The organism is Mycobacterium neumannii (assembly GCF_002245615.1).
In the GTDB taxonomy this organism is placed as follows: Bacteria; Actinomycetota; Actinomycetes; order Mycobacteriales; family Mycobacteriaceae; genus Mycobacterium; species Mycobacterium neumannii_A.
This window is the reverse complement of sequence record NZ_NKCO01000013.1, coordinates 23,684-50,498: the sequence shown is the minus strand read 5'-3', so window position 1 is coordinate 50,498 and position 26,815 is coordinate 23,684. Positions and strand designations below refer to the sequence as shown.

23 protein-coding genes and 2 pseudogenes are annotated in these 26,815 nt (G+C 67.6%); 13 read left to right on the top strand and 12 right to left on the bottom strand.

The annotated features are described in order from the left end of the window. Nucleotides 1–209 precede the first annotated feature (209 nt). Nucleotides 210–650: a universal stress protein gene (locus tag CEX88_RS26365; RefSeq protein ID WP_064395689.1), complete on the top strand. Its 441-nt coding sequence runs from the start codon at nt 210–212 to the stop codon at nt 648–650. Here CEX88_RS26365 and lnt read toward each other — a convergent pair. The 4 genes and pseudogenes from lnt to CEX88_RS16085 form a co-directional block, all read right to left on the bottom strand. Then, nucleotides 604–2,055, bottom strand: a pseudogene (gene lnt / locus CEX88_RS16100) (apolipoprotein N-acyltransferase); the annotation flags it as partial. The gene CEX88_RS26365 and the pseudogene lnt overlap by 47 nt on opposite strands. Next, nucleotides 2,052–2,933: a fructose bisphosphate aldolase gene (locus tag CEX88_RS16095; protein WP_094294251.1), complete on the bottom strand. Its 882-nt coding sequence runs from the start codon at nt 2,931–2,933 to the stop codon at nt 2,052–2,054. The pseudogene lnt and the gene CEX88_RS16095, both read right to left, overlap by 4 nt. Before the next feature lie 95 nt (nt 2,934–3,028). Further along, nucleotides 3,029–3,889 carry an SDR family NAD(P)-dependent oxidoreductase gene (locus tag CEX88_RS16090; RefSeq protein ID WP_094294297.1) on the bottom strand — a complete coding sequence of 287 codons (861 nt, stop codon included), beginning with the start codon at nt 3,887–3,889 and terminating at the stop codon, nt 3,029–3,031. Further along, nucleotides 3,883–4,554 (bottom strand): MBL fold metallo-hydrolase, encoded by a 672-nt coding sequence (locus CEX88_RS16085; protein WP_094294250.1) that lies wholly within the window; start codon nt 4,552–4,554, stop codon nt 3,883–3,885. Before CEX88_RS16085 ends, CEX88_RS16090 begins: the two co-directional genes overlap by 7 nt. 86 nt (nt 4,555–4,640) lie before the next feature. Here CEX88_RS16085 and uvrA point away from each other — a divergent pair, with 86 nt between their 5' ends. Beyond that, nucleotides 4,641–7,550 (top strand): excinuclease ABC subunit UvrA, encoded by a 2,910-nt coding sequence (uvrA, locus tag CEX88_RS16080; RefSeq protein WP_094294249.1) that lies wholly within the window; start codon nt 4,641–4,643, stop codon nt 7,548–7,550. A 68-nt stretch (nt 7,551–7,618) separates the two neighbouring features. Here the strand turns inward: uvrA and CEX88_RS16075 are convergent, their stop codons facing one another. Further along, complete coding sequence (locus CEX88_RS16075; RefSeq protein WP_094294296.1) at nt 7,619–8,776, bottom strand: winged helix DNA-binding domain-containing protein; 1,158 nt, start codon at nt 8,774–8,776, stop codon at nt 7,619–7,621. Between the two features lie 120 nt (nt 8,777–8,896). On the opposite strand from CEX88_RS16075, the gene CEX88_RS16070 reads away from it, so the two are divergent. From CEX88_RS16070 to CEX88_RS16060, 3 genes are all read left to right on the top strand, one after another. Beyond that, a complete protein-coding gene (locus CEX88_RS16070; RefSeq protein ID WP_064395685.1) occupies nt 8,897–9,370 on the top strand; it encodes a lipoprotein LpqH in 474 nt (157 codons plus the stop codon). A gap of 62 nt (nt 9,371–9,432) precedes the next feature. Then, nucleotides 9,433–11,052, top strand: coding sequence for a hypothetical protein (locus CEX88_RS26360; RefSeq protein ID WP_094294295.1), 1,620 nt, complete (start codon nt 9,433–9,435; stop codon nt 11,050–11,052). Beyond that, the gene (locus tag CEX88_RS16060) at nt 11,034–12,242 is read left to right on the top strand and encodes a CHAT domain-containing protein (protein WP_094294248.1); all 1,209 of its coding nucleotides are present in this window, start codon (nt 11,034–11,036) and stop codon (nt 12,240–12,242) included. Before CEX88_RS26360 ends, CEX88_RS16060 begins: the two co-directional genes overlap by 19 nt. Here CEX88_RS16060 and CEX88_RS16055 read toward each other — a convergent pair whose 3' ends face one another. Then, nucleotides 12,243–12,698: a hypothetical protein gene (locus tag CEX88_RS16055; RefSeq protein ID WP_094294247.1), complete on the bottom strand. Its 456-nt coding sequence runs from the start codon at nt 12,696–12,698 to the stop codon at nt 12,243–12,245. Nucleotides 12,699–12,782: 84 nt separating this feature from the next. Between CEX88_RS16055 and CEX88_RS16050 the strand changes: the two genes are divergently transcribed. Next, complete coding sequence (locus tag CEX88_RS16050; RefSeq protein WP_094294246.1) at nt 12,783–14,087, top strand: hypothetical protein; 1,305 nt, start codon at nt 12,783–12,785, stop codon at nt 14,085–14,087. After that, nucleotides 14,084–15,163 (top strand): hypothetical protein, encoded by a 1,080-nt coding sequence (locus tag CEX88_RS16045; RefSeq protein ID WP_094294245.1) that lies wholly within the window; start codon nt 14,084–14,086, stop codon nt 15,161–15,163. Before CEX88_RS16050 ends, CEX88_RS16045 begins: the two co-directional genes overlap by 4 nt. Here the strand turns inward: CEX88_RS16045 and CEX88_RS16040 are convergent. After that, nucleotides 15,157–15,474, bottom strand: coding sequence for a hypothetical protein (locus CEX88_RS16040; protein WP_066850442.1), 318 nt, complete (start codon nt 15,472–15,474; stop codon nt 15,157–15,159). The genes CEX88_RS16045 and CEX88_RS16040 overlap by 7 nt on opposite strands. Before the next feature lie 117 nt (nt 15,475–15,591). Here CEX88_RS16040 and CEX88_RS16035 point away from each other — a divergent pair, with 117 nt between their 5' ends. Further along, nucleotides 15,592–15,888: a DUF732 domain-containing protein gene (locus CEX88_RS16035; protein ID WP_068192355.1), complete on the top strand. Its 297-nt coding sequence runs from the start codon at nt 15,592–15,594 to the stop codon at nt 15,886–15,888. A 139-nt stretch (nt 15,889–16,027) separates the two neighbouring features. Here the strand turns inward: CEX88_RS16035 and CEX88_RS16030 are convergent. The 3 genes and pseudogenes from CEX88_RS16030 to CEX88_RS16020 all read right to left on the bottom strand — a co-directional run bounded on the left by CEX88_RS16030 (nt 16,028) and on the right by CEX88_RS16020 (nt 21,242). Next, nucleotides 16,028–17,387, bottom strand: a pseudogene (locus CEX88_RS16030) (alpha/beta hydrolase). A 116-nt stretch (nt 17,388–17,503) separates the two neighbouring features. Next, the gene (gene lysX, locus CEX88_RS16025; protein ID WP_094294244.1) at nt 17,504–20,818 is read right to left on the bottom strand and encodes a bifunctional lysylphosphatidylglycerol synthetase/lysine--tRNA ligase LysX; all 3,315 of its coding nucleotides are present in this window, start codon (nt 20,816–20,818) and stop codon (nt 17,504–17,506) included. A gap of 43 nt (nt 20,819–20,861) precedes the next feature. Then, complete coding sequence (locus CEX88_RS16020; RefSeq protein WP_094294243.1) at nt 20,862–21,242, bottom strand: DUF1844 domain-containing protein; 381 nt, start codon at nt 21,240–21,242, stop codon at nt 20,862–20,864. Nucleotides 21,243–21,456: 214 nt separating this feature from the next. Between CEX88_RS16020 and infC the strand changes: the two genes are divergently transcribed. The 4 genes from infC to CEX88_RS16000 are packed head-to-tail and all read left to right on the top strand — an operon-like array spanning nt 21,457 to nt 23,468. Beyond that, nucleotides 21,457–22,044 carry a translation initiation factor IF-3 gene (gene infC, locus CEX88_RS16015; RefSeq protein ID WP_082693995.1) on the top strand — a complete coding sequence of 196 codons (588 nt, stop codon included), beginning with the start codon at nt 21,457–21,459 and terminating at the stop codon, nt 22,042–22,044. A gap of 20 nt (nt 22,045–22,064) precedes the next feature. Further along, nucleotides 22,065–22,259, top strand: a complete 195-nt coding sequence (rpmI, locus tag CEX88_RS16010) for a 50S ribosomal protein L35 (RefSeq protein WP_064395677.1) — start codon at nt 22,065–22,067, stop codon at nt 22,257–22,259. Between the two features lie 37 nt (nt 22,260–22,296). Beyond that, nucleotides 22,297–22,686, top strand: a complete 390-nt coding sequence (gene rplT / locus CEX88_RS16005; RefSeq protein WP_064346258.1) for a 50S ribosomal protein L20 — start codon at nt 22,297–22,299, stop codon at nt 22,684–22,686. A 23-nt stretch (nt 22,687–22,709) separates the two neighbouring features. Then, nucleotides 22,710–23,468 carry a TrmH family RNA methyltransferase gene (locus tag CEX88_RS16000; RefSeq protein WP_094294242.1) on the top strand — a complete coding sequence of 253 codons (759 nt, stop codon included), beginning with the start codon at nt 22,710–22,712 and terminating at the stop codon, nt 23,466–23,468. On the opposite strand, the gene CEX88_RS15995 is transcribed toward CEX88_RS16000, so the two are convergent. After that, complete coding sequence (locus CEX88_RS15995) at nt 23,465–24,700, bottom strand: acyl-CoA dehydrogenase family protein (protein ID WP_094294241.1); 1,236 nt, start codon at nt 24,698–24,700, stop codon at nt 23,465–23,467. The genes CEX88_RS16000 and CEX88_RS15995 overlap by 4 nt on opposite strands. A 5-nt stretch (nt 24,701–24,705) precedes the next feature. Next, nucleotides 24,706–25,719, bottom strand: a complete 1,014-nt coding sequence (locus tag CEX88_RS15990) for an oxygenase MpaB family protein (protein ID WP_094294294.1) — start codon at nt 25,717–25,719, stop codon at nt 24,706–24,708. 219 nt (nt 25,720–25,938) lie between these two features. Between CEX88_RS15990 and CEX88_RS15985 the strand changes: the two genes are divergently transcribed. Further along, nucleotides 25,939–26,793 carry an adenylate/guanylate cyclase domain-containing protein gene (locus CEX88_RS15985; protein ID WP_238382086.1) on the top strand — a complete coding sequence of 285 codons (855 nt, stop codon included), beginning with the start codon at nt 25,939–25,941 and terminating at the stop codon, nt 26,791–26,793. Nucleotides 26,794–26,815: the final 22 nt, after the last annotated feature.

Below are 26,815 nucleotides of genomic sequence, written 5' to 3'. Positions count from 1 at the left end.
CTCGCGCAGCGCTTGCCGAAGCGGTATGAAAGTCACGACGACCGAGGTACCGACGCCGCCGGCGATCGCTTCGCGCGGCCGGGTGTAGGCGGCGTCACCTGGGCCGGTCCAGCGTGACGTTGGGTGCGAAGTAGGACGAAATCGCAGGCAAATGCCACCTGAGCGGCTACTGTTCCGGGTGGCAACGAACTGAAACTGGGAGGATATGGATGAGCGCCTATCAGACCGTCTTGGTTGGCACGGACGGATCGGACTCGTCGTTGCGCGCGGTCGAGAAAGCGGGTCAGATCGCCGGTGACGCCAAGCTGGTCATCGCCACGGCGTACTTCCCCCAGAACGAAGATCAGCGCGCGGCCGACGTGCTCAAGGACGAGGGCTACAAGATGTCCGGCAACGCGCCGATCTACGCGATCCTGCGCGAGGCGAAGGAACGCGCCCACCAGGCCGGTGCCACGAACGTCGAGGAGAAGGCCATCGTCGGCGCCCCCGTCGACGCGCTGGTCGAACTCGCCGAGGAGGTCAAGGCGGATCTGCTGGTCGTCGGTAACGTCGGCCTGTCCACGATCGCCGGCCGGTTGCTCGGTTCCGTTCCCGCCAACGTCGCACGCCGCTCCAAGAGCGATGTGCTGATTGTGCACACCACGCCGTAACCACCACCAGCGCCGCCACGACCGTCCAGTCGCCCCACCGCTGATAAAGGGTCGTCCGCTCGTCCAGCGGGACGTCAACGACAGTGACCTCCCGCTCGGCGGCCGGCATCCATGCCAGCCGGCGGCCGCGGGCATCGAACGCCGAACTGACCCCCGACAACGTGGCGTGGACCGCGGGACGGCCCGTTTCGACCGCATGTACGGCGGGCATCGCCGCCAACTGCGGTTGCGCCCAACTGCCTTGGTATGACGACGTCGAACTCTGGTAGACGAGGAGCTCCGCTCCCCGTCGGACCGCTGCCCGCGCGAGGTCGGAGAACATCGTCTCGAAGCTGATCAGCGGTCCGATCGCGACGACGTCGGTGTGCAGGACGACGGGCCCTTGCCCGTGGCGGCGATCCTCGCCCGCGGCCTGGGTGTCCGACGTGGCCCAGCCGATCAGGGGCCGCAGCGGCACGTATTCGCCGAAGGGGACCAGGCGCGTCTTCGCGTAGGAGCCCTGCACACCGCCCGGTCCGACCAGCACCGACGACTTGTAGATGCCGCCCGATGCCGCCCGGGCGTCGACGTTGACCAGCAGGTCCGCACCGACGCGCCGCGAAAGGGCGGCGAGCCGCGCGGTGACTTCCGGGTGGGCCGCCAGGTCCACGCCCACACTGCTCTCGCCCCATACGACCAGGTCGACTGGTTGCCCGGCCAGCTCCGAGGTCAGGGCCTCGCTCGCGGCCTGTCGCGCCGTAGATTCGGCGATGTCACCCGGTTGGACGAGCGCGACGCGGACCATCGGGCCGGACGTGGGTGTCGGCCCCCACCAGAACCAGGCCGGACCGGCCGCCAGAAGAACCACCGCAAGCACCGCCGGCGCCGCCGAACGCCGCACCAGGGCCGCGACAACCGCGGTGTTGACCGCCACCACCAGGAAGCTGACGAGCCACACGCCGCCCAGCGTGGCGGGCGCCAGTGTGGCGGGTTGATTCCACTGCGATGCGCCGAGGACGGCCCACGGCCCGCCGAGCCGGTCCCACGATCGGACCGCTTCCGCGAGCACCCACAGGCTGGGCAATACCGCTACGGCGCTGACGGCTCGAACGGCATTGACGTCGCCGGAGAGCAGGCGGTGCGCCGCCCACCCGAAGGGCAGCCACAGCGCACCGAGTCCGGCGGCGAGCACGACTAGCGGGGGACCGGTGCTCGGCCACAGCCAGTATTGGGTGACGCCGACGAACGCCGCCATCGCCAACCAGGCTCGCGCGGCGGACTGTCCAGCCGTCGGCGCCGCTCGGAGCACGAGCAGCAGCGGGACCAGCCCGATCCAGGCCAGCCACCATAGGGCAGGCGCCGGGAACGCGAGCGCGGGGAACGCGCCGGCGAGGACCGCCGACGCGTAGCCCCGCAGCGAGATCAGGTGCTCGACGCTTTAGCGATGCTCGCGATCGCCTGGTCGAGCGTGGAGTTGAACTCTTCGTCGCTCTGCTGGGCGGTCAGGCCCTCGGTCAGCGCGCGCGAGAAGCTCGCGATGACACCGATGTTGCGCGACAGCTTTTCGTTCGCCTCGTCGCGGCTGTAGCCGCCGGACAGCGCCACGACCCGCAGCACGTTCGGATGCTCGACCAGATCCTTGTACAGGTTGTCGGTGTCGGGCAGCGTGAGCTTGAGCATGACCTTCTTGTCGCCGAGCTTGCCAACGCCGTCGAGCAACGCGGCCTTGAGCTGCTCCTCGGCCTCCGCCTTCTTCGGGCTCTTGATGTCGACCTCGGGTTCGATGATCGGCACCAGGCCCTTGGCGAGGACCTGCTCGGCGACCTCGAACTGCTGAGCCACGACGGCGTCCAGGCCGGCGCCGGGCAGCTTGATGACCGAACGCTCCTTGGTGCCGAAGACGCCGTTGGCGGCGGCGCGGTCGAGCAGATCGTCGAGGCCGGGCATCGGCTTCATCGTCTGCGCGCCGTCCTTCTCCTCGGTCAGGCCCTTGTCGATCTTGAGGAACGGCACGATGTTCTTGACGTTCCACAGGTAGTCGGCGGTCGGACGGCCATCGATCTCGCGGTCCATCGTCTGCTCGAACAGGATGGTGCCCATGATGCGGTCGCCGTCGAAGGCGGGGCTGGTGATGATCCGGGTGCGCATCTCGTGCACGAGGTCGAACATCTGGTCGTCGCCGGAGTAGGCGTCCTCGGCGATCCCGTAGAGCTTCAGCGCCTTGGGGGTGCTGCCGCCGCTCTGGTCGAGTGCCGCGATGAACCCGGCGCCGCTCTGCGCCTTCTTCAACTGATCGGTGTTCATGTCTGCCCTTTCTTCGTCACCAGGCAATCTATCGAAGTTCGCACGGCCGAGCGTCAGATGGCCGCCCAATAGCGCCGGGGGGCCGCACTCCCGGGTCACCGCAGGACGCGATCGAATTGGCGGGTCGGATGAATTCCGTGCAGGTCCCGGTACGACGGCGGCCTGCGGCCTCCGGCGTCGTCGATGCCGTACTGCGCGGCCAACTCCGCGCCGATGAAGGTCTGGCCGCTCTTGTCCATCAACTGGGGGTCGTTGAACAGGGCCCAGATCAGATGCCCGGTGAACTCCGGTGTCTCGGTGTTGTCGAGCAGGTGGGCGAGTTTGTCGGGCGCGCTCGCGACCAGCTTCTTGAAGCGTTCGGTCAGCAGCACCCCCATCCAGATGGAGGCGGTGGCGATGCCGAAGTCGCGGAAGTCGACGGCCATGTCGGCGGCCATCTTGTCGGTGCCCGCTTTGTGAACGCCGTATGCCGGGCCGAACACGTAGTGGGCGGCACCGGGCGCGGAGGTGAAGACCACCAGCCCGCGCCGCTGCGCGAGCATCAGCGGGGCCGCGTACACGGTCGCGACGTAGCTGCTGCGCAGGCCGACCTCGAGGGTGTCGATGACGTTGACGGGCTCTTCCCAGAACCGGGTTCGGCCCATCATCTCCTCGCGGATGATCACCGCGTTGTTCACCAGGATGTCCAGCCGGCCCTGTTCCCGTCCGACCCGCTCGAACAGGGCCCTCGTCTGCTCGTCGTCGGCATGGTCGACGCGGACGGCGATTCCGGTGCCGCCTGCGGCCGTGACGAGTTCGGCGGTCTCGTGGATCGTGCCGTCGAGCACGGACTCGCCGGCGCGCTCGGTGCGCCCGGTGACATACACCGTGCAGCCGTGGCTGCCCAGCGCGTGCGCGATCCCGCGTCCGGCGCCGCGGCTGGCACCTGTGACGACCGCGATCGGCGCGTCTACCAACCGCGTTCTTTCCACTCGGCCAGATGCGGCCGTTCCGTGCCGAGCGTGGTGTCGTCGCCGTGGCCCGGGTAGACGACCGTCGAGTCGTCGTAAACGTCGAACACGCGGCGGGTGACGTCGCCGAGCAACTGGTCGAAAGCCCCGTCCTCCCACGTCTTGCCGACGCCGCCGGGGAACAGGCAGTCGCCGGTGAACAGGTGGGTGGCCTCGTCGGCGCCGTCGAGCGCGAGCGCCACCGAACCGGGGGTGTGGCCCTGCAGGTGGATGACGTCGAAGGACAGCTCGCCGATGTCGACGGTGTCGCCATGGGCGAGGAGCCGATCGGGCGGGACCGGCAGCGGGTCGGCGTCGAGTTGGTGCGCCGCCGTCGGCACGCCGGTGACCTTGGCCACTTCTTTCAGCGCCTGCCAGTGGTCGAAGTGCTGGTGGCTCGTGACGATCAGCGACAGTTTCGGGGCGTGCTTCTCGATCACTTCAAGCAGTGTCGGCGCATCGTTGGCGGCGTCGATCAGAAGCGTTTCGCCGGTTCGGGAACACGTGATCAGGTAGGCGTTGTTGTCCATCGGGCCGACCGAGACCTTGACGATCGAGGCGTTCGGAAGCGTGCGCCGGGCCCCTGTGCCTGGTTCGACGTGGCCGGTGTAGTTGTCGTCGACGACGGTCATGTCCTCACGGTATCCGGCTGGTCTGGGGCTTGTCGGTGGGTCCACATAGAGTGGTTTTGAACTATCTCTGCGGGAGGAAAAACCGGGTGGCTGACCGCCTTGTCGTCAAGGGTGCGCGCGAGCACAACCTGCGAAGTGTCGATCTTGATTTACCACGTGACGCGCTGATCGTCTTCACCGGCCTCTCGGGTTCGGGGAAGTCGTCACTGGCCTTCGACACGATCTTCGCCGAGGGTCAGCGCCGTTACGTCGAGTCGCTGTCGGCGTACGCCCGCCAGTTCCTCGGTCAGATGGACAAACCCGACGTCGACTTCATCGAGGGGTTGTCGCCTGCGGTGTCCATCGACCAGAAGTCGACCAACCGCAACCCGCGGTCGACGGTCGGCACCATCACCGAGGTCTACGACTACCTGCGGCTGTTGTACGCCCGCGCGGGTACGCCGCACTGCCCGATCTGCGGTGAGCGCATCGCCCGCCAGACGCCGCAGCAGATCGTCGACCAGGTGCTGGCGATGGACGAGGGCCTGCGGTTTCAGGTGCTCGCGCCGGTGGTGCGCACCCGCAAGGGCGAGTTCGTCGACCTGTTCGACAAGCTGAACACGCAGGGCTACAGCCGCGTGCGCGTCGACGGTGTGGTGTATCCGCTCACCGATCCGCCGAAGCTGAAGAAGCAGGAGAAACACGACATCGAGGTGGTCGTCGACCGCCTGACGGTGAAGGCGAGCGCCAAGCAGCGGCTGACGGACTCGATCGAGACGGCGCTGAATCTGGCCGACGGCATCGTCGTGCTGGAGTTCGTCGACCGCGAGGACGACCATCCGCACCGCGAACAGCGGTTCTCCGAGAAGCTGGCCTGCCCCAACGGACATCCGCTGGCCGTCGACGATCTCGAGCCGCGCTCGTTCTCGTTCAACTCGCCCTACGGCGCCTGCCCCGAATGCCTGGGCCTGGGCATCCGCAAGGAGGTCGATCCGGAACTGGTGGTGCCGGACCCGGACCTGACCCTGGCCGAGGGGGCGATCGCGCCCTGGTCGATGGGGCAGACCGCGGAGTACTTCACCCGGATGCTGGCGGGGCTCGGTGACGCGCTCGGGTTCGATGTCAACACGCCGTGGAAGAAGCTGCCCGCCAAGGCGCGCCGGGCGATCCTCGAGGGCTGCGACGAGCAGGTGCACGTGCGGTACAAGAACCGTTACGGCCGAACCCGTTCGTACTACGCCGATTTCGAGGGTGTGATGGCGTTCCTGCAGCGCAGGATGGAGCAGACGGACTCCGAGCAGATGAAGGAGCGTTACGAGGGCTTCATGCGCGATGTGCCCTGCCCGGAGTGTGAGGGCACGCGGCTCAAGCCCGAAATCCTCGCGGTGACCCTCACTGCGGGGGAGTTCGGGCCGAAGTCCATCGCCGAGGTCGCCGAGCTGTCGATCGCCGAATGCTCGGAGTTTCTCAACGCGTTGACGCTGGGCGCACGCGAGCAGGCCATCGCGGGTCAGGTGCTCAAGGAGATCCAGTCGCGGTTGGGCTTCCTGCTCGACGTCGGACTGGACTACCTGTCGCTCTCGCGGGCCGCCGCCACGCTGTCCGGCGGTGAGGCGCAACGTATCCGGCTCGCCACCCAGATCGGGTCGGGCCTCGTCGGGGTACTCTACGTGCTCGACGAACCGTCGATCGGGCTGCATCAGCGGGACAACCGCCGGCTGATCGACACGCTCGTCCGGCTGCGGGATCTGGGTAACACGCTGATTGTCGTCGAGCATGATCTCGACACGATCGCCCACGCCGACTGGGTCGTCGACATCGGTCCCGCGGCGGGGGAGCACGGCGGTCAGATCGTGCACAGCGGACCCTACGACGAGCTGCTGAAGAACCCGGAATCGCTTACCGGAGCCTATCTTTCGGGCAAGGAAGAGATCGAGGTGCCGGCGATCCGGCGGCCGGTCGACAAGAAGCGGTTGCTGACGGTCGTCGGCGCCCGCGAGCACAACCTACGCGAGATCGACGTGTCCTTCCCCCTCGGCGTGCTGACCGCGGTCACCGGTGTTTCGGGCTCGGGTAAGTCGACGTTGGTCAACGACATCCTGGCATCAGTGCTGGCGAACAAGCTCAATGGTGCCCGGCAGGTGCCGGGCCGCCACACCCGGGTGACGGGGCTCGACAAGCTGGACAAACTCGTTCGGGTCGACCAGTCCCCGATCGGGCGCACACCGCGGTCCAACCCCGCCACCTATACCGGCGTCTTCGACAAGATTCGCACGCTGTTCGCGGCCACCACCGAGGCCAAGGTGCGCGGGTATCAACCGGGGCGGTTCTCCTTCAACGTCAAGGGCGGTCGCTGCGAGGCGTGTTCCGGCGACGGCACCATCAAGATCGAGATGAACTTCCTTCCCGATGTGTACGTGCCGTGCGAGGTGTGCCACGGCGCCCGGTACAACCGCGAGACGCTCGAGGTGCACTACAAGGGCAAGACCGTCGCCGAGGTCCTCGACATGTCGATCGAGGAGGCGTCCGAGTTCTTCGCCCCGATCACCTCGATACACCGGTACCTCAAGACGCTCGTCGACGTCGGTCTGGGCTACGTGCGGCTGGGCCAACCGGCCCCGACGCTGTCCGGTGGTGAGGCCCAGCGCGTGAAGCTGGCCTCCGAGTTGCAGAAGCGGTCGACCGGGCGCACGGTGTACATCCTCGACGAGCCGACCACCGGTCTGCACTTCGAGGACATCCGCAAGCTGCTCAAGGTCATCAACGGACTTGTCGACAAAGGCAATACGGTCATCGTCATCGAGCACAACCTCGACGTGATCAAGACGTCGGACTGGATCGTCGACATGGGGCCCGAGGGCGGAGCGGGCGGCGGCACCCTGGTCGCGTCCGGGACACCCGAGGACGTCGCCGCCAATCCCGACAGCTACACCGGCCACTTCCTCGCCGAGTGTCTGGGCGTCGAACGGCTGAAACCCAAGGCGCGCAACGCCAAACGCAGCAAGGTCAGCGCCTGACCGCCCGTCGAAACTGAGCTTGTGTTCGAGAATTCAGCGAAATCTCGTGCAGATCTTCAGCTTCGGCGTTAAGCCTTCGAAAGCGGCGACGGGAACCGCGGGCTGACCCGTACTCCGTCGAGCCACTCGGTCAGCTGGTCGGCGCGCTCGCGCAGTCGGCCCTGCGCCGAGCGACCCACGTCTTCGAGCAACCGCAGCTCGACCCGCCCGGCACCGTCCTGAGCCCAGGCACCGACGATCCTGCCGTCGCACCATGCTGTGGGACCGCCGTTGCCGTTTCGGTCGAACACCTGCGCCCGGTGCGGTCCGAGGTACCAGTCGCGGTCGAACCAGCCCATCGTCGTGACGTCCAGACCGGGCAGCAGTGCGCACCACGGTCCGGGTTCGGGTTCCGCGTGGAGATCGTCGGGTAGGACGAAGCCCGGTGTGCCGTCGAGGTCGACCTCGACCGCGCCGATGTCCCGCAACGCTTCTCGCGACCAGGTCACCGTGTTGCCGAACCACCACTTGATGTCGGTCAGGGTGGCCGGGCCGAATGCGGCAAGCCAGCGGCGCACGACCTCGGAGCGGGCCGTCTGCGGGTCGGCGGCACCGGCGGTGCCGATCCACTCGGCGGTGGCAATCCAGCGGGGTCGCGACGTCGTCCACTTCCCGTCGTTGGGGCCGCGCATGATGTCGCCGCGCACCGCCAGCACGGTCAGGATGCGCGGTGACAACGGGGTTTCGCCGCCCCACCGCTTACCCGGGGCTGGATCCCACGACCCTGCCAACTCCGGCAGCGCCTCGCGCAGGTCCTTCGCACTCGTCGCCCCATGCTTACTCAGATGCGTAAGGACCGCCGTGCGGGCCGAGTCGAGCCACGCGTCGCCATCGGTGCAGACACCGGCCTTCTGCGCGTCGGCGATGAGTCGGCGACGCTCGGTGTCGGCGACCCGATCGCTTGCCGCGGACTGGATCAGCGGCATGTCGCCGGCGTGGACGGTCCACAGCGTCCTGCGCATCGCGAGATGTTTGACCAGCGTGCGCCGCTCGTAGAGTTCGGTGTCCAGATCGGCGACGGCGAACCCCGCCAGCCGCGCCCACAGCGACAGGTACGGGCTCGCCGGATCGGTCGCATGCAGCCCGAGCAAACCGTGGACGACGGCGCCGACGGAGTCCGCAGGCGCACAGAGGAAGTGTCGACGGGCCAGCCGTGCCCGCCGCTCGTCGACCGTGAATCTGCGCATCGCCTGCGAACCGTACCGGTGCGCGCCGACAGAAGTTTGGGATCGGTAGCGACCGGTGCGGTTTTGACTTACCGCCATGACGGGCGCCATCGGGGCGACGTCCCAACGAAGGGTAGATCGATGAATCGCGTTGTTGTGGGTCTGATCGGACTGGTCGCCGGCGCCACCGTGCTGGTGGGCTGTTCGGACGACAAGGGAAGTGCCCCCGCGGCCAGCGCGGCGGGCGTGAGCAGCGGCGGCAGCACGGAGGTGAAGGTCGACGGCAAGGATCTCGAAGGCCTGGACCTCAACACCGTCACCTGCGTGAAGCAGGGCGGCCGGATCAACGTCGCCAGCGGCGCGATCGGCGGCCAGCAGGGCCTGGGCATCGTGATGAGCGATGAGGCGAATCCGAAGGTGGAGTCGCTGGGCATGGTGGTCGACGGAAACGCGCTCGCGGTCAGCAACACCATGGGTGCCAAGGTCGGTTCGGCCGAGGTGAAGGTCGACGGCGACACCTACACCATCACCGGCGAAGCGGCGGGCGCCGACATCTCGAACCCGATGGCAGGGTCGATCACCAAGCCGTTCACCGTGAAGGTCAACTGCAGTTGAGCGATCCACCTCCTGAAGCGGCGGGCGTGCCAGGCATGCCCGCCGCTTTCTATGATTGCGCGGTGGCGATCCCCACGGACCTCGAGCGTGCGCGTCACCTCGCATTCGCCGCCAACGAGGAGGCGGCCAAGGATCTCCTGCTGTCTCTGGTGCCGCAGATCGAGCAGGCCGGCCGCGACGACTGGATGCTCGAGGTGTACGCGCTGCTCGGCGAGATCTACCTCGTCCGCACCGCATACGACGGCGCCGAGGAATGCCTGAACCGGATGCGCGAATGCCTGGCCGTCTATTCGGCGATCCTCGCGGGTAGCAAGCCCGAGGCCGCGGCACAGGTGACGATGTCGACGGCCGAGATCGAGCTGATGGTGCGCCGGTACTCGCGGCGCGCGCAGTTCCTGCAGACCGGGTTGGCCGCAGCGCACGGTGACCATGAGACCGCCGAGGCCGCGTTGATCGCACTGACCGACGACGAGCCGGTCGCCGAACTCGCCACCGAACACCGATTCCTGGTCACCTACGCCGAGATCCTGTGTGCGGTCGCGCTGTGTGACGACGACCTGCACGTGAAGTCGATCCCGTTGTGGGAGCGCGTGATCGACGTGATCGAGCGTCCCGGCGACGGTGGCGAACACCACGATCACCTCCTCGTCCTGGGAGCCACCGGCTATGGCAGGTTCTGCGTCGAGACCGGCCGGCTCGTTGCGGCCGAGCCCTGGCTGCGGCGGGCGGGGGCGCGCGCGGAGGCGCGTGGGTGGAGGCTCGCAGTGGCGCGCACCCAACTCGAACGTGCGACGGCGGCGTGGTCGGCGGGGGACCGGCCGCAGGCGCAGACGTTGGTCCACGAGGCATATCCGGCCATCGCCGAACACCTTCGCGCGCACGATGTCTCGCGGTGCTGGCTGTACTTCGGGCTGATCAGCATCTCCGTGAACGCGCTCGACGACGCCGACGAACGACTCGGCCATGCCGAACGGCACTGGCGTGAGATCGAGAAGCCCCTGCATATCCACCGGATCCTGTTGCAGCGCAGCTGGGTCGACATCTTCCGCGGAGACTTCGCCGCAGCACTCGAGCGCGTCGGACAGGCTCGTGAACTGCTCGACGCGTGGCCCCGCCACAGCTGGCTGCAGTACGCCCGCCTCGACGACCAGCTCGGCAACATCTGGCGGGCCGACGCACTGGCCGATCCCGTCCACGCGGCGGAGAAGCTCCAGAAGGCCGCCGAACTCAAACTCCCCGCCGCGATGGCCGTCGACTCGGTGCGGTATGCGATTCCCGACGCCGACGCCCGAATGCGGTGGGCAACCTACGTTTCCGCTCCGATCCTCGCCGGCGCGTTCGCCGTCGCATGGGAGTGGGGCAACACCGAACTGGTCAGCGAGCTCATCGAATACCACAGCGCGCGCGGAACCTTCACCGCCGAACCCGTTTCCGCCGACGCTATGGACTGGGCGGGCACCGCGACGGCGGCCGTACCCGTGGAGTCCGCCGACGAGTACGCGTTGGTCGCCGCCGGGCCGATGGTCACCGCGAGCGCGTCGCTGACCAGGCTCGGACCGTTGCCGCCGCTGGTGATGGACCCGGCCACCGCGCCGATCATCGGTCGTTACCGCGCCCTGGCAGCCGAGCGGTACGGCCGCGACGTGACCGCGGACGAGCCCGCGTGGTGCACGTGGCCCTGACCAAGACTCTCGTCCTGCGGTTCGCCGACGTCGGGGTGGCGACGTACGCCGGGCTGCGGGTTGTGGGAGACCCGTCGCGAACCGTCACCTGGGTGGTCGAACAGCCGGACCTCGTCGCAGCCGAACAGCGGCTGGCCGAGGCGCTGCCCGACCCACTCGGCACCGAAACCCGTCGTGACGCACTCGACCGCGCGATCGCACGAGGCGCCTTCGCCTCGCCCACAGCCGAAATCGAGCTTGCGCGCGCACTGGGCACACAACTGATCGCCCCCGCCGCCTGGCAGCTGCTCGTTGAGCATGCGGCGTCACCGCGCGCGACGCTGTTCGTGTCCCCGAGCGCGCGGCTGGCCAGGATCCCCTGGGGTCTGCTGGCGGCGCCGGAGGAAGACGGCATCCGGCTGATGGAGCTGGCCGAGGTCATGATGGCCGTGCCACCCAATATCGTCAATTCGCCGCGGGCACCAGCGAATTGGAACGACAGAAGCGACAACCCCGTTCTGTTGGTGCTCGACCCGCGCGTGCCCGGCCAGCGCCCGGACGCGGCGTTGGGCTCCGTGCTCGGCAAACCGTCGCCTGATACCGCCCTGGCTCGTCATTTCGCCGATCTCACCGACCGCCGCCCGGTGCTGCCGGACGTGGCGGCCGTCACCGAGCTGTTCCGGCGTACCGACGCCGACCGCGGTTGGCTCGCCGGTCAGCTCGCGCGCCGGCCCGGTCGCATGGTTTACGTCGGGCACGCCACCGCCGCCGACGGCGACGCCGGCCACGCGGACCGCGCGGCGCTGCACCTCGCCGAAGAGCGACCGCTCACCGCGGGTGAGCTCATGGCGGCGCGATTGCCCTTTCCTCCGCGGGTTGCGCTGCTGGCGTGCGCATCCGGCGGGGACTATCAGTTCGACGAGGCCAGTGGGCTGGTGGCGGCGATGGTCCTGGGTGGCGCCCAATTGGTCACTGCCACGTTGTGGTCGCTGCCGACGACGGCGGGCTACCGGCAGTTCGCCGCATCCGAGGCCGACCCGATGAGCGAGGCGATCGTAGCCGTCGACCGCGCCCATGAGGCCGACGAGGCCGGCCGCGCGGTGAACCGCTGGCAGCGGGACCGGATGCGCGACTGGCGCGGTGGCGATTTGACCGCCAGCCCGCTGTATTGGGCGGCGCTGGCCAGCTTCGCCGTTGACGGCGCGCGCTGATCACACCGGCGCCACGCAGATCGCCACGGCGGTCTCGTCACCGGGACGGTAGTAGGTGTCGATGACGCTGCCGGGAGAGACCTTGACCAGCGCGGACGCCGGCACCAACGCGGTCTCCCGGGCGGGAAACTGCCCGCCTTCAGGCTTTTTGACCATCACATCGAGTTCGACTTCCCGGCAGTCCTCGAGCGCCTGCCCGGTCGGCCGCATTGCGGTGACAACCGCCGGTGAACGGATGCCGTTGCGGATCAACTCGAGTCGGTCGCGGGTGAGCAGGCCCTTGCGCACCATCGTCCGGTCGAACTCCGCTCGCGCGGCGAGGATGTCCTCGGCCGTGGCCAGGCGCTCGTCGGCCTCACCGCAATCCACTCGGGAGAGCTTCCAAGCGGGTAGTAACGAAGCGGCCGTCGTGCCGATGTAAACGATGCAGACGAACGCGAACAGCGCAGTGAACATGACCTCAAGGGTCGGGCGGCCGCGCCGCTACCGAACCCAACTTTCCTGCTGTCCACAACCGGAACCTACTTCTATCCTGTCCTGATGAGCACCGGGACGGCCGTGGCCGTCGCCCATCCGCGCCGGGCGGTCATCGACCGCGCCTGGCGCGCCATCGGGCCCGGTGTCGAAGTGCTCAGCAGCGAGGACGGCGGGCCGCTGCGGCGAACGGTGAAACGGATCATCGATCCGCTGGTCCTGCGGCTGCGATCGAACACCCAATTCTCGGCGCCGTTCGTGGCGCCCGATGTGGCCGATGCGATGTACGACGCGATCGTCGGGCACAGTGCGCAACTGCGGGACACCGCGGCCTGGTTCGACGTCCTCAAACGGGAGCGGCGTCGGTTGCGCATCACCTCGGGCAATGCCCAAGAGCTGTACTTCCCGGTGTGTTTCGAGCTGGCCGTGACGAAAGGGCCGCCCGCACAACGTGGTTCCGGTGCCGAGGAGGTGCTGCGCGAGATACACGATGAACGCGACCGCACCGCGATCGAAGTACTGAACCGGTTCGTGTCCGACGAGAAGGTCATCACCGAACTGGAGAGGCAGCTGAGTCGCAGTTGGCGAGATGTTCGCGCGGGCACCGATATCACCGGCCCGTTCATGGCCGGACTGACCACGGTGCTCGGCCCCGCCGACGGCCACTCTGCCGCCGCCGCGCGACAGCGTGTGTGGCAGGCGTTGATCGCCGACGCCGCGCCGTACAACCTCGGAGCTAAGGCGCGCAGCGGACCGGCCGAGCTGCCATGGTCGATCGTGGATCTCGGCCTGAGTTCTGTTGAACCACAACAACAGCCGAGCATCATCGGCGGGCCGGACCACGACCGGCCCCTGAACCGCAGCGTGATCGACAGGGTGCGCGCAACGCTGCGAAGGGCTATGGACCGCGACGAACTTCCCGATGTGCCGACATTGTGCGCCGAAGAGGTCGACCGGGCGTGCGCTCCGTGGGGGCTGATAGGAGAGGACAAGCAGGCCACGCTGGTCGCGGGAATCGAGGTCGCGGTGCATCTCGCGCCGCTGGCCGATGGCGCCGTGCCCCGCTACGAGTTGGCCCGCCAGATTCAGGCGCGGCTCCGCAAAGAGGCATATGTGCTGCATGCGCGCCGCTATCTGGCCGCCGACGGGCCGATCCATCCGCGCCAGCAGCAGGTGATCGACGAGCTGGCGATGTTCGCGCGCCCGTACCTGAGCCGGTTGTGGGCCAGGCTGCACGGCCGCGACGTGTGGCAGGAGCCGTGTGGCGACGTCGACGAGGTTCGTGCGGTGCTCGAAGGGGTGGCGAGGTCGGTCAGCCTGGACCACCGCCAGCGGATCAAGACGATGCTCGAGATGCAGGTGGCCGGATGAGGCTGATGGCCGATTCGGGCCTGTGGACGACGGGACCGCTGGTGGCCCCGGCTTCGGTGGTCGCCGTTCTCGAAGTCAGCGGTGCGGTGCTGTCGTGGACGGTCGACGAGCCGACGGATGCCCAGATCACGTTCACCGATCCGGCGCGAGCGGACTGGTTGTGGCGGGTGGTCGGCGAGGCGGGCCACCACGCGGTGATCTCTGCGCTGGGTGATCGCGCCGCAGTCGACAGCGTCGAGGTGACCGGTGTGGCCCTGGTACCCGATGCACTCGAACCGCTGCGCCGGCTCGCGCTCGGCCACTGGCTGCGGCGTTGGTGGCCGGCAAGTCAGCGCGATGCGATCGCGACGCTCGACGGGGCGCTCCTGGATGCCGAAGTCGCGCTGCTGACGGCCGCTGCGCAGGACTACTTCGGCGACGACACCTTCGACTCGGAGATCGCCCATCTGCTTGCACCGCATGCCGCGGCACTGAACGCTGCAGCGCACGAAGGTGATCCACGGGTGACCGCGCTCATCGAGCTGTGTCGCGATGTGGCCGACGATGTCGGGGTCGCACTCGATGCGGACCAGGTGAGCGGTCGGCGCGCCGACTATGCGCTTGCTGCAGGGGCAGATTCGCGAGCCCGAGGTCCCGCGGTCATCGCCGGCGGCACCGCCTCGCTCAATTGGGCAGCCGTACCACCGGGTGTCTTCGACGCCGCCGAGGACACCGTCGATTGGTCGGTGGAAGCGGCCGACGACGGTGTGAGCGCGCTCGTCGGGGTGGAGTTGACGGGGCTGGGCTCGCCCCACGGCATCGCGGTGCGGTTGGAGTCGGGGGCCGTCGGCGGGGCGGGCGTACTCGGCGCGGACGGGCGTGCATCGTTTCCCGTTGCCGACACCGACGCGGCACCGATCACCGAAGCGGTTGCCTGGAACCATGACTGGCGCGGCGCGAGGGTGGTGGTGGGCGCCGATGTCGACGAGTCGGCGCACACCCGCGACCGGGTCCGCGCGTTCGCCCGGTCGCGGATGGATCGACCCGGCCCCGATGCGTTCCTGGCCGAGATCCTCGCCGCCGAATCGGACTACTGAGATTCGTCGGACTGTTTGCGCATCTGCTCGCGGATCTGTTCGAGACGCTCGGCCGCTGCTCGCTGGCGCTCGTCGTATTGCTCGGCGACGCTTCGACCCTCGGGGGTTTCAGCCGCGAGCTCGGAGGCGCCGATCGCGGTGCTGTAGCGCGTCTCGACCTTCTCCCGCACGGCGTCGAACGTCGGCACACCACCCGGTGTGTAGCCGCTGTCGACGGGCTCGACCGGCGTGGTGGACTCGGGCTTCGGGTCCACGACCTCGGCCTCGACGGCGGGTTGCTGATCGTGTTCCGGAGTGGTGTCGCCCGGCATGTCGTCCACGCTACCCGCTCACAGGCCGAGGCGGTTGTGACAATTTTGACGAAAGGCCTGGCGCTGCTCGAACGCTGCGCGTAGCGTCTTGCCGTTATCACTGCGAAAGGAACCACCATGCGCGGCACCATCATCTTCTCAGCGGTTGTCGGCGTCGCCATGGCGCTGGGCACAGCGGCACCGGCCCTCGCCGACGAGACCGACGACATCTTCGTCGCGGTGCTCGAAGAAGAGGGAATCCCGTTCTCGACACCCAAGGACGCAATCACCCTCGCCCACGCGGTATGTGACTACGTGGCCACCGGGCAGAAGCCCGAACAGGTCGCGGTCGAGATCAGCGAACCGGCCAACTGGAGCCTGGACCAGAGCGGGTTCTTCGTCGGTGCCGCGACCCAGTCTTACTGCCCGTCGTAGCTTTTCCGACGCGGTCGCCCGCAGGCGTTATTGAACATCGACTGCCGGGAATGCCTGCTGCCCTTATGGTTCGCTGCCTACCGCGACGTTCGACAACCCGGAGCGTCCTCGCGGCAGGCCCGCGCGAACAGCCGGACAGCTACTTCGGCTTCCCGGTCGGCGCGTCGGCGCTAACGGGAAGCTGACGCGGCCCGTCCGGCGGTGGCGTCGGTGTTCCGACATCGCGGACCGCGGTCAGCCTAGGGGTGGCAGCGGGCCCCGGCGTGCCCAGTTCGTTTGCCAGCCACGGCAGCGCCGTGGCGAACGCATGGGCGGCGTACGGCCAGTCGTGCACGCCCGGCTGGACCACCACCGAGCAGGTGATGCCATGTGCCGTGCCCACGCCGGACAGCACGCCGGCCGCATCCTTCTGCGCGGCGTCCGCCGTGTTGACGTCGAATCGGCCCGTGAGGCCGAAATACCGGCCGTGCCGGCGGATCACCGTTGTTGGGGTCGAACGCCGCGTACGCTGCGGCATCACCGCCGAACAGGCGCTCGACCGTCTGATCCTTGGTGCCCGAGTTTGGGCTCAGGTCGCCGGCGATGTCGTCGAAGACCCCGAACATATCGGGATGCATCACCGCCAGGTCGACGGCGCAGGTGCCTCCCATCGACCAACCCACGACTCCCCAGTTCGCCTGTCTGGAGCTGACTTTGAACGTCGATATCATGTACGGCACGACATCCTTGGTTAGATGGTCAGCGGCGTTACCGCGCTTGCCGTTGACACATTCGGTGTCGTTGCGAAACGTGCCACCGGCGTCGACGAAGACGAGAACCGGGGAGTACCCGCCGTGCCCGGAGGCGAAGTCGTCCGCCGTGGCGACCGCATTGCCGGCACGAACCCAATCCGCCGGGGTGTTGAACTCGCCTCCGATCATCATCACGGTGGGAAGCGGAGGTGGGGGACTGGTCGCGTACCACGCCGGTGGCAGGTAGACGAGCTCGGTGCGGTGTTGGAAGCCCGAGGCCGTGTCGGCGATGTGCACCGGGACGACCGTGCCCTTCGCCGGGATCTGATGCCGATCCTGCATCGCCTGCATCGTCGCCGCGTCCGTCTGGTCAGGAAGCGGTCCCGCGGTCAGTTGATTCCACGCCGCTTGCACGGTGGGGAGATAGCCCACCCATAGGTTGACGACCAGTGCCGCGGACAACAGACACAACGGCAGCGCCATCAGCGAGACGCCCCGACGCCACCAGCGGGCGCCTTGCCAGCCGGCGACCAGCACAGCGCACGCGGTGCCCGTGAGCCCCACCCACACCCACAGCGAAGGTGGTGCGGGGTTGCCCGAAAGCCCTTCCGACGCAAAGAAGGCGTACATCGCCACCGTCAGCACAAGGCCGCACAGCGCCGCCCACGGCACCCACACCTGGCGCCACCGACGTGTTCGCCAGCCGATCGCAGCGATCAGCGCGATCACGGCGGCTACCTGTACCGCTGTGGGAATCCAGCCATGCATCAACGACAGGTGCCCACGAAGCGCATGAGCCAGCGTCGCCGATGTCACGAACTACAGAGTGACGGGTAATCCTTATGGGGCGCTGTGGGGCAGCTGTCAACCGCGCGGATTCGCTGTCAACGGGGCTTGGCCAACGGGAACGGCAGCGTCTCGCGGATGCTACGGCCCGTGATCAGCATGACGACGCGGTCCACACCCATGCCCAACCCGCCGGTGGGCGGCATCGCATACTCCATCGCCTGTAGGAAGTCTTCGTCGAGTTCCATCGCCTCGGGATCGCCGCCCGCGGCCAGCAGCGACTGCTCCTGTAACCGGCGTCGCTGCTCGACCGGATCGGTGAGTTCGCTGTAGGCGGTGCCGAGTTCGACTCCCCAGGCCACCAGATCCCAGCGCTCGGCGACGCCGGGAATGCTGCGGTGCGGACGGGTCAGCGGCGACACGGACGTCGGGAAGTCCTTGTAGAACGTCGGCGCCTCGGTGCGGTCCTCGACCAGCCGCTCATAGAGTTCCAGCACCACCGCGCCTGCATCCCAGTGCGTCAGGTACGGAATGGCCGCGGCGTCACACAGTTTGCGCAACCGTGGCAGTTCGGTGTCCGGTCCGATCTGTTCACCGAGGGCTTCAGACACCGCATCGTGCACGGTTTTGACCGTCCACTGACCGGAGATGTCGACGGGTTCGAGTCCACCGCCTTCCTGCGGCCGGTAGAACACCTGGGCACCGTTGGCGGCCTCGGCGGCGTTCTGGATGAGCTGCCGGCAGCCGTCGATCCAGACGTTGTAGTCGGCATGCGCCTGATACGCCTCCAGCAGAGTGAATTCGGGATTGTGGCTGAAGTCGACGCCTTCGTTGCGGAACGCCCTGCCCAGCTCGAAAACCCGCTCGACACCGCCCACGCAGAGCCGCTTGAGGTACAGCTCAGGAGCGATCCGCAGGTAGAGGTCCAGATCGTAGGCGTTGATGTGGGTGAGGAACGGCCGGGCGTTCGCGCCGCCGTGGATCTGTTGCAGGATCGGCGTCTCGACCTCCAGGAACCCCTTGCCCACCAACGTTTCCCGAATCGAATGCAGCACGCCGCTACGCGCGCGGATGAGGTCGCGAGCCTCGGTGTTGATCGCCAGGTCGACGTAGCGGGCACGCACACGGGCTTCCTGGTCGGTCAACCCCTTCCACTTGTCCGGCAGTGGACGCAGACATTTGCCGATCATCCGCCAGTCACGGACCAGAAGTGAGCGGGTGCCCTTCTTGCTGTAGCCCATCGTGCCCGACACCTCGATGAGGTCGCCGAGATCGATGGCGTGCGTGAAGTCAGCCGTCGTCGCCGATTCGAGCAGCGAGTTGTCCAGCAGCAGCTGGACTTCGCCGGACCAGTCGCGCAGCTGGGCGAACAGAACGCCGCCGTAGTCGCGGCTGCGCAGCACCCGCCCCGCCACCGTGACCGAAACGTCGTCGCCGGCCTCGATCGCCTCGGCGATGGTGTGCGATGGTGGCGTACCGACGGGATAGGCATCGATTCCGTTGTCCTGCAGCGCCTTCAGCTTGGCCATGCGCACTCGCACCTGTTCAGGCAGCCGCGGCTCATCGGCGTCGGGCAGATCGGCCGCCAGCCCGCTGAGATCGGGGGCCGTACCGTCGTGGTGCAACAGTCCGGTCGCCATCAGATCCTGCGGCACCGCCGTGTGGTGTCCGGTGTGCGGCTGTTCGTGACGCCGCGAAAAGGGCAGCACCAGAAATCCTTCGGCGATCACCGACGCCACCCCGACCCGGGGCACCAGTCGGGCGTCGTCGTAGCAGGCGTAACGCGGCACCCAGTCCGGTTGGTATTTCATGTTCGAGCGGTACAGCGTCTCGAGCTGCCACCATCGGGAGAAGAACACGAGCAGGCTGCGCCACAGCCGCGCGACCGGGCCCGCCCCGAGCTGAGCGCCCTGTTCGAACGCCGATCGGAACATGGCGAAGTTCAACGAGATCCGTGTGATGCCGATGTCTTCGGCCTGCATGCACAGTTCGCTGACCATCAGCTCGATGGTGCCGTTGGGGGAGTGGGGTGCGCGCCGCATCAAGTCCAGCGAGACGCCGTTGGTGCCCCAGGGCACCAGTGACAGCATGGCGACGACTTCGTCTGTCCCGCCCGCGTTCTGGACCGCCTCCACAAGGAGGCAGTCGCCGTCGGCCGGGTCGCCGAGCCGGCCGAGTGCCATCGAGAAGCCGCGTTCGTCCTCGGTGTCGCGCCAGGCCTCGGCGCGGGCGATGACGTCGGCCATCTCCTCGGCGCCCAGGTCGCGGTGCCTGCGGATGCGCACGCTCACGCCCGCACGCCGCGCCCGGGTGACGGCCTGTCGGACCGCGCGCATATCCGGCCCGGACAGTCGGAAACTGTCGGGATACAGAATGGCCTCGTCGCCGAGTTGCAGGGCGTTGAGCCCGGCCTCGCGGAACGCCTCGGCGCCCGCCGAACTCGCGCCCATCACCCCGGGGGCCCAGCCGTAGGTCTGACACAACGCGAACCACGCCTCGATCGCCGCCGGCCACGCCTTGGGATCGCCGACCGGATCCCCGCTCGCCAGGCACACACCGACTTCCACGCGGTAGGTGATGGCGGCCCGCCCGTTGGGCGCGAACACCACCGCCTTGTCGCGGCGCGTCGCGAAGTACCCGAGCGAGTCGTTCTTGCCGAACAACTCCAGCAGCCCGCGCAGCGCGGATTCGTCCTCACCGGTCAGCGCGTTCTCGGCGCGCTGGGACTGGAACAACACGATCGCCGCGACCATCAGAGCCAGTGCGCCGAAAAGGCCGAGCACAGCGTTGATCAGGACGTGCGGATGACCGGTGAAGTTCGAGGAGTCGGCGCCCGCGAACGCGCTGACCCGGTTCAGCGCATACCAGAACCGGTCGTCACTGGTCAGCGTGCCCGGGAACAGTTCGAGCAGGCCCCATCCGATCAGGGTGCCGATCGCCATCCCCGCGACCAGCACGACCGCTGCCTTCAGCAGGGCACCGCGGCGCACCTTCGCCCAGAACTCGCCACGAGCCAGCAGCAGGAACAGGATCGCGGCGACGTGGAAGGCCAGCCCGATGACTTCGCCGATCTCCTCGACCACCGACTCGTCGCCGGACACCAGATCCGCGATGTTGAAGACGATCGCACCCACCATGTAGGCGACCAGGATCAACCAGGCTATCCGCTTGCGCGCCGCCAGCGCCGCGGCCAGCAGCGCCAGCACGAACGCCCAGGCGAAGCTGGTGTCGGGGAAGTTGAAGATGTAGTCATTGACGAACTCGCGCGGAACCCGGATAACCGACCGCACGAACGGCGAGACGCTCGCCAACAACGAGAGCGTGGCGATGATGCCTACCGTCCAGCCCGCCGCCGCGGGCACCCACCAGTACCTCGACCTGCGGCGGGTAACGGGCAGGCTAGCGACGGTCATAGGCCGCGACATTATTCGGTTGGGACCCCAAATGGGTGGCGACTCACGACCAGACGGGTCCGGTGAATTTCTCGCCGGGGCCTTGCCCTGGCTCGTCGGGCGATGCGCTGGCCTCACGGAAGGCCAGCTGCAGCGTCTTCAGGCCGTCACGCACCGGTCCGGCATGGGGTCCGAGATACTCCGCGGACGCGGTGACCAACCCGGCCAGCGCGGTGATCAACCGGCGGGCCTCGTCGAGATCGCGGTACGGGCTCTGTTCGGGGTTGTCGGACGACAGCCCGAGCTTCTCGGCGGCGGCGCTCATCAGCATCACGGCCGACCGGGTGATCACCTCGACGGCGGGGATCTCCGCGAGTTCACGAACGGCGGTGCCGTTCAGATCACCTGAGCCGGCCGGGTCAGCTGAGTTCGGGTCATCGGTCATGCCTGCTAGACTGGCATGCGCGACCGTCCCGGCAAACGCCAGGGACAGCAAGTGGAGTCCCCCTCCCACCGCTGGCCATACCGGCTCAGCGGTCCGGTCACAGGCAACAGATTGCCTGTCCTGGTCGGCTGTGGGCCCTGCTTTGAGCAGGGCTTTTCTGTTCGTTGAGCAGAGCTGACGGAGTGGGCTCCTAGAGGACAACATAGGAGGCCCCATCAGCACTGAGACCCGCGTCAACGAGCGCATCCGCGTACCTGAAGTCCGCCTGATCGGACCGGGCGGTGAACAGGTAGGCATCGTGCGCATCGAAGATGCCCTCCGCGTCGCCGCGGATGCCGATCTCGATCTCGTCGAAGTAGCACCGGATGCCAAACCCCCGGTCTGCAAGATCATGGACTACGGAAAGTTCAAATACGAGACGGCTCAGAAGGCGCGCGAGTCTCGCAAGAACCAGCAGCAGACCGTCGTCAAGGAACAGAAGCTCCGTCCCAAGATCGACCCGCACGACTACGAGACCAAAAAGGGTCACGTGATCCGCTTCCTCGAGGCCGGGTCCAAGGTCAAGGTGACGATCATGTTCCGCGGCCGCGAACAGTCGCGACCCGAATTGGGCTTCCGTCTCCTGCAGCGGCTGGGCGCCGACGTCGCCGACTACGGCTTCGTCGAGACCTCGGCCAAGCAGGACGGCCGCAACATGACGATGGTGCTGGCCCCGCACCGCGGCGCGAAGACTCGCGCCAAGGCGGCGCAACAGGCCGAAGGCTCCGCAGAGCCGGCCGCAGCACCCGACCGAAACAGTTAGAACAACAGAGCAGAGGACCTATGCCCAAGGCGAAGACCCACAGCGGCGCTTCCAAGCGGTTCCGTCGCACCGGGACCGGCAAGATCGTGCGCCAGAAGGCCAACCGCCGCCACTTGCTCGAGCACAAGCCGAGCAAGCGCACCCGGCGACTCGCCGGCCGCACCGAGGTGTCGGCCGCCGACAACGCCCGCATCAAGAAGATGCTCAACGGCTGACCGACGAACACGTACGACCTGAACGAAGGACATTCCCATGGCACGCGTCAAGCGCGCAGTCAACGCCCAGAAGAAGCGGCGGACAATCCTCAAGGCCTCCAAGGGTTACCGGGGGCAGCGGTCGCGGCTGTACCGCAAGGCCAAAGAGCAGCAGCTGCATTCGCTCAACTACGCCTATCGTGACCGGCGCGCCCGCAAGGGCGAGTTCCGCAAGCTGTGGATCTCGCGTATCAATGCCGCGGCCCGCGCCAACGACATCACCTACAACCGGCTGATCCAGGGGCTGAAGGCCGCTGGCGTCGAGGTGGACCGCAAGAACCTCGCCGAGATCGCCGTCAGCGATCCCGCGGCGTTCACCGCGTTGGTCGAGGTCGCCAAGGGCGCACTGCCCGAGGACGTGAACGCGCCGTCGGGCGAGGCTGCCTGACGCTCACCGAACGCTCCGCCCGGGTGGTCGCAGCGGTCAAGCTGCACCGCCACGTCGGGCGACGCCGCGCCGCACGCTTCCTCGCCGAGGGTCCCAACCTCGTCGAGGCGGCGTTGCGGCGCGGACTCGTTTCCGAGGTGTTCGCCACCGAGGACGCCGCACACCGATTCGGTGCGATGCTGGCCGATGTCCCGGTGCACCTGGTGACAGAACGCGCCGCCAAAGCGTTGTCGGAGACGGTGACTCCGGTCGGCCTGGTCGCCGTGTGCGCGACACCGGAGACGTCGCTGGGCGAGGTCTTGGCCGCCTCGCCGCGGCTGGTTGCCGTCGCGGTCGAGATCTCCGAACCGGGCAACGCGGGCACCCTGATTCGGATCGCCGACGCGATGCGGGCGGACGCCGTCGTGTTCGCCGGGCACAGCGTGGACCCCTACAACGGCAAGTGCCTGCGCGCGTCCGCGGGCAGCATTTTCTCGATTCCCGTTGTCACCGAGGACGATCCCGGTTCGGCGGTGTCGGAGCTCGCCGGCACCGGCCTGCAGGTGTTGGCGACGACCATCGACGGCGAGATGTCATTGGACAGTCCCGCTCTGGAGGCCGCACTGGTCGAGCCGACGGCGTGGTTGTTCGGGCCGGAGGCCCACGGTCTGCCCGCAGAACTGGCCGCGTCGGCCACGCATCGCGTTCACATCCCGATGCCGGGGGCCGCCGAGAGCCTCAATGTGGCTGCGGCCGCGGCGATCTGCCTGTACCAGAGCGCACGCGCGCACCGCCGCTCCTAGCTCAACAAGCCTCGCGCCACGTGGGTGATCTGCACCTCGTTACTGCCGGCGTAGATCATCAACGACTTGGCGTCGCGCGCAAGCTGTTCGACGCGGTACTCGGTCATGTAGCCGTTGCCGCCGAACAGCTGCACCGCTTCCATCGCGACGTCGGTGGCGGCCTGTGAGCAGTACCACTTGATCGCCGATGCCTCCGGCAGTGAGATCGACACACCGGCCTGCGCCGCTTCGATCACGCGAAACAGGATGTTGCGCACGTTCATCCGCGCCACTTCCATGTTCGCGAGCTTGAGCTGGATCAGCTGGAACTGGCCGATCTCCTGACCCCACAGCGTGCGACTCTTGGCGTAGTCGACGCACAACCGCAGGCATTCCTCGATCACGCCCAGCGACATCGCGGCGACGCCGATGCGTTCGGCGCTGAAGCTCGACCGTGCGCTGGCGCGCCCGTCACCGGCGGAGTTGTCCTCGGTTTCGCCGAGCAACCGGTCCCGGCCCAACCGCACGTTGCTGAAGAACAGCTCGCCGGTGCGCGAGCTGTGAATTCCCATCTTGCGGAATGGCTTCGACTGCACGAAACCTTCCATGCCGCGGTCGAGCACGAAGGTGAGCACCTTGCGGTCGCGCTTGTCGATGCTGGGGTCGCCCTCGTCGAGCTTCGCGTACACCACGACGACGTCGGCGTCGGGGCCGTTGGTGATGAAGGTCTTCTGGCCGTTGAGGATGTAGTCGTCGCCATCACGGACGACGTAGGACTTCATGCCGCCGAAGGCATCAGAGCCCGAGTCGGGCTCGGTGATCGCCCATGCGCCGACCTTGTCGTAGGTGACCAGATCGGGCAGCCAGCGTTCCTGCTGGGCCAGCGTGCCGCGGCTCATGATCGTCGGCACCGTCAGCCCGAGGCTGACCCCCATGCCCGTGACGACGCCCATCGACACCCGGCACAGCTCGCTGACCACGACGAACCCCATGCCGCCGGAACCCTCGCCGAACATGCCGCCGCCCGAGGACTTCTCCGACGAACCGCCGCCGTCGCGCAGCCGGGCCAGGCGCTTGTTCAGCGACTCGCGCGCCATGTCGGCGATGCCGAACGTGGCGAACAGCTTGCGGACGATGGGGTAGGGCTCCATCTCGCCGCTTTCCAGCGCATCGACGTGCGGGCGGATTTCCTTGTCGACGAACTCGCGGACGGCATCGCGCACGGCGAGATCGACATCAGACCATTCGAGCATGCCCTCTAGGCTGCCTTATGGCGTCCGCGGGCCGGACGCAGCCCCGCCAAAGAGAACGTGGTGTGCACCAGCGACCCGGCCCGATCGAGCAGCGACTTGCGCGGCGGGACGTAGTGCATCGGCAGCCCGCGCCGATCACTCGGCGGTGCCATGAACGCAGGTGCTTCGACCAGTGGAGCGTCGGAGGGAAGCCGGCCCTGGGCCCGCCGATAGGCAGTCAAAGCCCTTGGATGCAAACGGATTTCGTCGGGCACCGCCACGAACGCGAACTCCACCAGCTTGCCGAACAGGCGAAGAAGCACCTCGTCGCCGGGCGTCCATCGCATGTTGGCCTTCTCCCGAAGGGCGTCGTCGAACACGCCCGCCGCGATCCAGCGCTGCGCGCCGACCATCGGCTTGAAGAGCTGATCCCACAGCCCGGTGGGCATCAACACGAACCAGGGCTTGGGAATACGGATCGAGAAGATGTCGAGGGTGGCGCGATTGATCTCGAGTTCCTCGCGGCACTTGCGGTCCCAGTACACGCAGAACTCTTCCCAGCTTTCCGGCACCGGCCGCATGCTCATGCCGTACATCCGGTACCACTGCACGTGCTCGTCGAACAGCTGCCGTTTCTCGGCCTCGGTCAGGCCGCCGCAGAAGTACTCGGCCGTCTTGATGATCAGCATGAAGAAGGTGGCGTGCGCCCAATAGAAGGTCTCGGGGTTCAGTGCGTGGTAGCGCCGGCCCTCGGTGTCCACACCCTTGATCGTGGTGTGGTAGCTCTTGATCTGCTCGCCGGTCTGGGAAGCGCGTTCGCCGTCGTAGACCACACCCATGATCGGATACACCGAGCGGGCGACGCGCTGCAGCGGTTCGCGCAGCAGGATCGAATGGTCCTCGACGCCCGCGCCCAGTTCCGGATACATGTTCTGGACGGCGCCGATCCACACACCCAGCAATCCCGTGCGGAGGTCGCCGAAGTACTTCCACGTCAACGAGTCGGGACCTAAGGGGTTGGCGGTGCTGCTCACAGTCATCTGATTCCTCGCTGAATCGACGTCGAACTCCACGATAATGTTGACAACCAACGTTGTCTACGATTTGCGGGGCGCGTCGCCGGACAACGTTATGCAGCGGCTACTGCCTCGCCACAAACCCGTGACCAGCTGCTTCAGCGGCTCCGGTTTCGTCATCCGGACGACCGCTTCGCTTGAGGAGATTGCTCGGCGTCGAGCGGCCCGCATAGGCTGGCGGGCGTGGATGTCGAGCCGTTCGAGCGGTCGACCGGGCCCCTGGGCTGGCTGAAGAACACCAATCGCAACGAGAACATCATCGCGTTCCTGCGACGTACGCGGCGCGCGTTGCCCGGTGATCCGGAGTTCGGGGATCCCCTGTCGGCCGACGGGGTGGGCGGGCCGCGCGCTGCCGCCCGCGCCGCCGATCGGCTGCTCCAGCACAACGTCGCCACCCGCGAGGTGAGCCTCGGCGCGCTGCAAGTGTGGCAGGCCCTCACCGAGCGGGTGTCCGGGAAACCGGCCAACCGCGAGGCGACGCTTGTCTTCACCGATCTCGTCGGCTTCTCGACGTGGTCGCTCGACGCCGGCGACGAGGCCACGCTGCGGCTGCTGCGCCGCGTGTCCCAGGTGGCCGAGCCGCCCCTGTTGGAGGCCGGCGGGCAGATCGTCAAGCGCATGGGAGACGGCCTCATGGCGGTCTTCTTCGACCCGACGACGGCGGTGCGGGCCGCGATCGCCGCGCGCGACGGGGTGAAAAGCATTGACGTCGACGGGTTCACGCCGCGGATGCGGGTCGGTGTGCATACCGGCCATCCCCAGCGCATCGGGTCGGACTGGGTCGGAGTCGACGTCAACATCGCGGCCCGCGTGATGGACCGCGCGACCCGCGGAGAGCTGGTGGTGTCGCAGACCACATTGGACCGCATCCCCGCCGAGGAGTTCGATTCGCTCGAAGTCGAGGCCAAGCGCCTCCGTCGGCAACTCTTCGCCTCGAAACATGACGGTGTCCCGGCCGATCTCGTCATGTATCGACTGAAGACTCTCAGGCACCCGCCGGAGGCTGGCGACGATGAGGACCAGCCCGCGACGGAATAGCGGGCTGCGGTGCCTACGCCGG

Bases quoted from the DNA above. Each gene is read 5' to 3' on its own strand.
- CEX88_RS26365 (WP_064395689.1), top strand. From the start codon at position 210: ATGAGCGCCTATCAGACCGTCTTGGTTGGCACGGACGGATCGGACTCG.
- CEX88_RS16095 (WP_094294251.1), bottom strand. From the start codon at position 2,933: ATGAACACCGATCAGTTGAAGAAGGCGCAGAGCGGCGCCGGGTTCATC.
- CEX88_RS16085 (WP_094294250.1), bottom strand. From the start codon at position 4,554: ATGACCGTCGTCGACGACAACTACACCGGCCACGTCGAACCAGGCACA.
- CEX88_RS16075 (WP_094294296.1), bottom strand. From the start codon at position 8,776: ATGCGCAGATTCACGGTCGACGAGCGGCGGGCACGGCTGGCCCGTCGA.
- CEX88_RS16070 (WP_064395685.1), top strand. From the start codon at position 8,897: ATGAATCGCGTTGTTGTGGGTCTGATCGGACTGGTCGCCGGCGCCACC.
- CEX88_RS16055 (WP_094294247.1), bottom strand. From the start codon at position 12,698: ATGTTCACTGCGCTGTTCGCGTTCGTCTGCATCGTTTACATCGGCACG.
- CEX88_RS16050 (WP_094294246.1), top strand. From the start codon at position 12,783: ATGAGCACCGGGACGGCCGTGGCCGTCGCCCATCCGCGCCGGGCGGTC.
- CEX88_RS16045 (WP_094294245.1), top strand. From the start codon at position 14,084: ATGAGGCTGATGGCCGATTCGGGCCTGTGGACGACGGGACCGCTGGTG.
- CEX88_RS16040 (WP_066850442.1), bottom strand. From the start codon at position 15,474: ATGCCGGGCGACACCACTCCGGAACACGATCAGCAACCCGCCGTCGAG.
- CEX88_RS16035 (WP_068192355.1), top strand. From the start codon at position 15,592: ATGCGCGGCACCATCATCTTCTCAGCGGTTGTCGGCGTCGCCATGGCG.
- lysX (WP_094294244.1), bottom strand. From the start codon at position 20,818: ATGACCGTCGCTAGCCTGCCCGTTACCCGCCGCAGGTCGAGGTACTGG.
- CEX88_RS16020 (WP_094294243.1), bottom strand. From the start codon at position 21,242: ATGACCGATGACCCGAACTCAGCTGACCCGGCCGGCTCAGGTGATCTG.
- rpmI (WP_064395677.1), top strand. From the start codon at position 22,065: ATGCCCAAGGCGAAGACCCACAGCGGCGCTTCCAAGCGGTTCCGTCGC.
- rplT (WP_064346258.1), top strand. From the start codon at position 22,297: ATGGCACGCGTCAAGCGCGCAGTCAACGCCCAGAAGAAGCGGCGGACA.
- CEX88_RS15995 (WP_094294241.1), bottom strand. From the start codon at position 24,700: ATGCTCGAATGGTCTGATGTCGATCTCGCCGTGCGCGATGCCGTCCGC.
- CEX88_RS15990 (WP_094294294.1), bottom strand. From the start codon at position 25,719: ATGACTGTGAGCAGCACCGCCAACCCCTTAGGTCCCGACTCGTTGACG.